General features: G+C 59.9%; 1 protein-coding gene. It reads left to right on the forward strand.

What is annotated here, in order from left to right; genetic code table 11:
* Nucleotides 1–1109: 1109 nt before the first annotated feature.
* On the forward strand, nucleotides 1110–1325 hold a 216-nt coding region (locus Ae331Ps2_RS32805), incomplete at its 3' end, for a hypothetical protein (protein WP_217695655.1).

The raw sequence follows: 1325 nt of genomic DNA on the forward strand, positions 1-1325 counted from the left end.
CTATCCAGGAAGACACGCCCCCGGCGGGCCTGTCAAGCCCCCGCCTCGCGCCGACTTGCACGGCCCCCCGCCCCGGATTCAGTTACGGAACGTAACATCGGATTGCGGTGGTGGGTCGGAAACAGTTATTGCTGGTCAAGCGCCCAGGTGGCGGCTCGCTGCGCAAACTCGTTGTCCTAGCTTAGGAGGGTCGATCCTCCTAAGCCCTCCGATCCTCCTAAGATCGACTTGGGTTCTGACCTGCTGAAATATCGGCAGTTAGGAGGGTTAGGAGGATTGAGGAGGATTAAGGGCTGCTTCGGGACACCCCCCAGAAATATCACTCTGCGTGACCAGCGTGTCGCCGCTCCGCGGTGTCGCCCCGCGCGTTGCTGTGGAAGGGATTTCCAGGTGGCGCACGGAAGGGGATTCGTTGTGTCGCGACCAGTGCATCGGCCGTTTCTCGGTGTGTTTTTTCTGGATATCGGATTGTTGTTGAGGGCGTCGATGGTCGCCGCTGGATCGCACCCGCTGGTCCCTGCTGAGTGGAGTTCATCGTTCCCTTTACGGCGTCATGGAAGGACTCTTTCTGTGGCGGTGTCTTGAATCTGGTGCGCGGGTTTCCGCCGTGACGGTCAGGCGTCTTGGGGTCGGACTGATGGGGCTGGAGGTGTCCCGGATTGGCTTATTAATGGCCCCGGATTTGTTCGGATTCATGTAGATCATCTTCGGGGGTTCAAGCTGGGGTTTCGGCGGCCCGTGGCGGTCTCGGGAGCGTCGGGAGGCGGTGTCGGCGCGGCTCGCTGAAGGGCCGAGAGCGGCTTTGATGTGGCTTTGAAGCGGCTGGAAGCGCCTGTGAAGCGGTGTTGATCCGGTTCTGGGGCACCCAGTTAGGAGGCGTGGAGCGCTTTGGGAGGTACGGCACGAAGTCCGGTTCTGGTGAGGTGTTTTTCTGGTTTGGGTGGATTGCCGTGTTAGGTGGATGTTTCACGTTTTCACGTTTCGAGTACCGGGTGTGGTCACATGATTGCGCCTGGTAGTGGTTCTTGACCGGTGGGGGGGGGGCGTGTTCGGATGCGCTCGTGAGTGCAAAGAGGTTTGCGTGCCGCGGTATCAGCGTGGTGTTGGTCGTGGCTGTTTCGATGGGTTCGGCTACGGGGATTGCTTCGGCTGGATCCCCGGCAGTAATGGCAAGCACTTCCACTTCGGTCGAGGCTGAGGGTTTGAAGCGTGCGGAGTTTGCAGTTGAGGGTGAATCGCTAAGTCCGGATGAAGTCCGGCGCGTCACCGAAGAGGTCCGGTATTTATTCTCCGTCGTGCTCGTGAACGAAAATGGTCTCTGGCGG

The sequence above is a fragment of the Pseudonocardia sp. Ae331_Ps2 genome (assembly GCF_001932405.1).
GTDB lineage: Bacteria > Actinomycetota > Actinomycetes > Mycobacteriales > Pseudonocardiaceae > Pseudonocardia.